Here is a 4,721-nt window from a genome sequence, read left to right as displayed (position 1 = left end):
TTCTCAAAGCGGGAGAGTCGGGATTGGAGAAGGACCCCCATCAGATAGAAAGACTGATGAAAGAGATTCATAAGGATGACCTCCTCACCATCGTCTATACCTCAGGAACAACAGGGAATCCGAAAGGAGTCATGCTGACCCACGGGAATTTTATTCAGAATGTGGTAGCCAACACACCCCGCCTGGAGATTGATTCCTCAAAGGAAGAGAAAACAGTGGTCATGCTCCCCTCCTGGCATGTCTATGAAAGAGCCTTTGAATACTGCGGTTTATCCACCGCACTGACTCTGGTTTACTCCTCGGCTGGTCGTTTTGCGGCAGACCTGTTGAAGGAAAAACCGGAAATCCTCATTTCCGTTCCCCGGGTCTGGGAATCCATCTATCAGAAGATGATCAAGGCCATCAGCCAGATGCCGGCTTTTAAACGTTATCTGATCTTTTCTTTCATCAAGCTGAATCAGATGTACCTCAGCTCAGGTACATATATCAAAGGCTGTTATATTTCACTTAAAAAACGTTCCGCCCTTCACCGCGGAGTCGCCATGGTGCTTCATTTCTGCCGCTGGATCTTTTTGACACCCGGCCATCTCATGGCCCATGTTCTTTTTAAACCTTTCAGAGAAAAGGTAGGAGGCCGCCTCAGAGGTGCCACCTCGGCAGCCGGATCCCTTCCCAAGTATCTGGACGAACTGTTTAACTCCATCGGAATCAACATCGTCAACGCCTACGGAATGACCGAATGTGCCCCGGGAATCCTTTCCCGGACATTCAGCCACAATACCTTCGGAACCACGGGGAGACCCTTTGACAACACGGAAGTTCAGATTCGCCGGAAAGACGGCAGTGAAACCGAAATAGGAGAAAAAGGAATTATTTTTGCCAGAGGACCTCAGGTGATGCTAGGATACTATAAGAACCCAGAAGCCACCAAAGCCGTTCTGGATGATCAGGGATGGATGAATACGGGAGACCTGGCCGTCCGTTCTGAAAATGGAGAGGTCATTATCGTTGGCCGTGCCAAAGATACCATCGTCCTGATGAGCGGCGAGAATGTGGAACCAGAACCCATAGAAGATAAAATGAAGGAAAGCCTCTTTATCGATCATGCCGTGGTCTTCGGACAGGATCAGAAGCAGCTTTCAGCCATCGTCGCTGTGAATGAAGAAGAATTGATGAATCTGGCCCAGGAGCTGAAACTCAAGGATTTTAATGTCCCCATGAGCGGTAAAAATTCCGTCGATCAGGATCGTATCTATGCAGTGATTATGAAAGAAGTGAATCAACTGATATCCAGAGAACATGGATTCAAACCCTTTGAATTTGTGACAAAGATTCTTCCTGTCAAAAATGATTTTTCCATCGGAAAAGAACTGACTCAAACCCTCAAGGTCAAGCGCCAGTTTATCGAAGATAAATACAAGTCCCTGATTGCACTTCTACATGAAGATATAGACAAGAAACTGAAGAAAGACAAGAAGAATAAATAACAGGATGTACAATGATAAAGGATAACCATAAACCCTTAACCGAGATGGAAAAGGAGCTCACAAGAGAACTTGAAGATTTCAAGAATGAAAAAGAGCGGGATTAAAATAAACAGGAGAATCAACCATTGGAAACAAACGTAGTCAGATATAATGAGACAAGAAATCTACTGGAAGGAGATGAGTTCACCAAGGTCTACTTTCATACGGACAAACTGATCTTTGCCACCAGCACCCTCCTTCCGGGGCAGAAGGCATGTCTGGATAAGGGTCATAAAGAAGCTGATGAGACCTGTTTTGTCATCGAAGGCCGTATCGCAGTCCACCTGACCGGTCGGAATGAAGTCCATGAGCTGCAGAAAGGCGACTGCATACTCATTCCCCAGGGAGAGCCCCATTATACGGTGAATATCGGAACGGTTCAGTCAATGACAGCCTGGGCCTGCGCGCCCCATCTTTAAAAAGATTATTTGATGGTTCTCTCCTTGTGAAGAACGGGGTTAAAAAGGGTCACGCAGTTTTTTCCATTTCTCTTTGAGGCGTAAAGGGCTTTATCGGCTCCGCCTATAATCTCTTCGTAGTTAGAGAAAGATCCATTTGAAGTTGACACGCCGATGCTCACAGTCACATGAATATCTGCTGATTCTTCATTTGTAATGATTGTTTCTTCAATTTTTTTTCTCAACCTTTCGGCAAAGGACAGGGCCCCGGTTTCATTGGAATCCATCAGGGCAATGGCGAACTCTTCTCCTCCATAACGGGCCACTATATCGCTGCTCCGGACTGTAGAAGAACAGCATAGGGCAATTTCTTTGAGTACCTTGTCGCCGAATTGATGACCGAAACTGTCATTCACTCTCTTAAAATTATCAATATCTATCATCAAAAAGCAGAAAATATTGGCACTTCTGACAAAGCGTTGATACTCATCCTCCATCCGGCTGTCCAGAAATCGCCTGTTGTATAAGCCTGTCAAGCTGTCCTTCCAGGCCATCATCTTCAAATTTTTCTCCAGGTATACACTTTCAGAGACATCCTGTACTGAAAGCACGATGTTCTCGGGTTTACCATCTTTATCCCTGACAGGAGTCATGGTGCAGCTCTGCTGCATATATTCAAAAGAATGACAGTAGACCCCCCCCGCGTTGAAGGGGAAAAGATAGTTATGCAGTTTCTGAGAAAAATAGACATAATTCCCGAATTTCAATACAGATTTACACCCTCTTGTAAAGCTGAGAGTGCTCAGTTGCGGATAATGATTGAATAACATGGTTCCTTCAATATCCTGCTTGTTTTTACCACTGTGGATCTCCATCCAGCGGTTCCAAAACAGCACCTTGTATTGGCTGTCCAGTATTATAATTCCGAGATTCAGTACGTCAAGAACCTGATTGTTAACATCCATTGTCAGCCCAAAAACCGGGACAGTGCTTTTTTCAGATGAGGAATGGACTTCTTATTGTTGATTAAAAACATATGACCCGTAGCATTCCTGTCTTCGAATCGGAAAAATGTGCTCATAATAATAACCAAATTCTGATTATTGAAATTCTGATTGAGAAAAGATCGATCAAATTCTTCTCCCAATAACATCTGGGGAGGCTGATAACCAATGCGACTGTCCAGAAGTTCAAAAATCCTGCCTATACAGGCCCCGATCAGGATATTGCCGATTTCTAATAAGACTTCACTTTCGAGATCAATCAGATTATCAGAGACAAAACCGGGTGCTTCGGGTTGATGAAAATAGGAGATCAGTTCCTTGGCTTCCCCATAGGGGAAAACCAGGAGTGCTATTCCTTCAAAATCTCCGTTATATTGCTGCTCCACAATGCTGCAACTCTTGAAATCCTTAATCTTGTGCCTTATAAAACCTGACAACTCGGGAAGGCTTACAGTGTTGATATTGGGAACTGTGATCTGAATAAAAATATCCATGATTTCCGCCAGGTCTGCAGCGGCGGAACCAAAAGAGATATTCATGGTTTCCCGGAGAGCATCAATCTCCATTTCAGTCAGGATTCCGTCGTGTGAATCTATCACATCAAGCCTTCCGTGGTCTTCTTCAATTCATCCAGAAGCCCGTGAACGGCCTGTTTATCCGGAAGTTTTTTAACAACTTTGTAGGCACCCAAATTCATACACCGCTGAACTGATTTGACCTGAATATCTGCGGTCAGAACGACGACCTGAGCATTCGGGTTGATTGAAAGAATTTTCTCAAGGGCTTCATAACCATCCATTATGGGCATGGTTAAATCCAGGAAAACTATATCCGGCTGCTCCTGTAAATATAGAGCCACCCCTTCTTCACCGTTAGAGGCCTCCATCAATTCCATTTCAGAATCATAATCTAGAAGGATAGACTTTATCAGCATCCTTGCCGCTTTGGAATCATCGACTATAAGAAGTTTCATTAGCCCCAACCTAATTGCCTGTTATAGAATTTCAAAGTGAAACCTAGTTAATTACAATATTATGCCAGTCCCCTTGAATTGTCAAAAAATCTGCTTCCAGAAGTTGAGACATTTTTGACTTCTGGTAATATTCAGTTCTTTTTATTACAATCAGAACCTGTACAATTATGATGAGGAGAAACTATGGGGTATCTATACCTGATAAGACACGCACAAAGTGAAGCCAACAGCCAGAGGATCATGGCCAGCCGTCTTCCCTTCGGTCTCACAGAATCCGGAAAGACCGATGCCGATCTTATTGCCGCCCAACTCTCTGAAAAAGTAAGTATTCAAAGGATCATATCCTCCCCACTGATCCGGGCAAGAGAGACAGCCGAATCATTTTCCAGGGTTTTTGCTGTCCTATGTGAAGAGGATGACCGGATATCAGAGCAGGATCTGGGAATATATTCAGGCATGACCTACGATCAAGTAAAAAAAGAGCCCCAATATGAGATGAATACAGAGAAAAGATGGAATTGGGTTCCTGCGGGAGGTGGAGAATCCTACGAAATGATCGCAAAACGTGTACAATCCTTCTTTGCCAGCCTGAATACGGAGTCCAGGGAGAATATTCTGATCGTAACCCATGCCGTGACATTCCGCCTGATCAGAGCCGTCCTTGAGAACACCCTGCCTTTATACCCCAGCAGTTTTCCCAATAACGGAGAAATCTGGAAAATTGATTACAAAGGTTTAGGACAAGTGCATCCTATCGAATCCCTGCTGCTGGGAAACAGCAGAGACTTTGTTCATAACCCCTAGCAGCCTGTCGGACTTA

Annotated in this window: 6 protein-coding genes; 3 read left to right on the top strand and 3 right to left on the bottom strand. The window is 44.4% G+C overall.

What is annotated here, in order from left to right:
- Both PF479_RS08770 and PF479_RS08765 read left to right on the top strand, forming a co-directional pair.
- Positions 1-1,487 (top strand): long-chain fatty acid--CoA ligase (locus tag PF479_RS08770; protein WP_298005037.1); only part of this gene is annotated, 1,487 nt, incomplete at its 5' end.
- Positions 1,488-1,612: 125 nt separating this feature from the next.
- Positions 1,613-1,945, top strand: coding sequence for a cupin domain-containing protein (locus PF479_RS08765; protein ID WP_298005034.1), 333 nt, complete (start codon positions 1,613-1,615; stop codon positions 1,943-1,945).
- Positions 1,946-1,950: 5 nt separating this feature from the next.
- On the opposite strand, the gene PF479_RS08760 is transcribed toward PF479_RS08765, so the two are convergent.
- The 3 genes from PF479_RS08760 to PF479_RS08750 are packed head-to-tail and all read right to left on the bottom strand — an operon-like array spanning position 1,951 to position 3,901.
- Positions 1,951-2,889 (bottom strand): sensor domain-containing diguanylate cyclase, encoded by a 939-nt coding sequence (locus tag PF479_RS08760; protein WP_298005032.1) that lies wholly within the window; start codon positions 2,887-2,889, stop codon positions 1,951-1,953.
- 2 nt (positions 2,890-2,891) lie between these two features.
- Positions 2,892-3,527, bottom strand: coding sequence for a chemotaxis protein CheC (locus tag PF479_RS08755; RefSeq protein WP_298005030.1), 636 nt, complete (start codon positions 3,525-3,527; stop codon positions 2,892-2,894).
- A complete protein-coding gene (locus PF479_RS08750) occupies positions 3,524-3,901 on the bottom strand; it encodes a response regulator (protein ID WP_298005028.1) in 378 nt (125 codons plus the stop codon). Before PF479_RS08750 ends, PF479_RS08755 begins: the two co-directional genes overlap by 4 nt.
- Before the next feature lie 183 nt (positions 3,902-4,084).
- Here PF479_RS08750 and PF479_RS08745 point away from each other — a divergent pair, with 183 nt between their 5' ends.
- Positions 4,085-4,705 carry a histidine phosphatase family protein gene (locus tag PF479_RS08745; RefSeq protein WP_298005026.1) on the top strand — a complete coding sequence of 207 codons (621 nt, stop codon included), beginning with the start codon at positions 4,085-4,087 and terminating at the stop codon, positions 4,703-4,705.
- Positions 4,706-4,721 lie beyond the last annotated feature (16 nt).

It is taken from the genome of Oceanispirochaeta sp., from assembly GCF_027859075.1.
In the GTDB taxonomy this organism is placed as follows: domain Bacteria; phylum Spirochaetota; class Spirochaetia; order DSM-2461; family DSM-2461; genus Oceanispirochaeta.
Note: the sequence above shows the minus strand (reverse complement) of the source record. Positions and strands in the feature narration are given on the sequence as shown.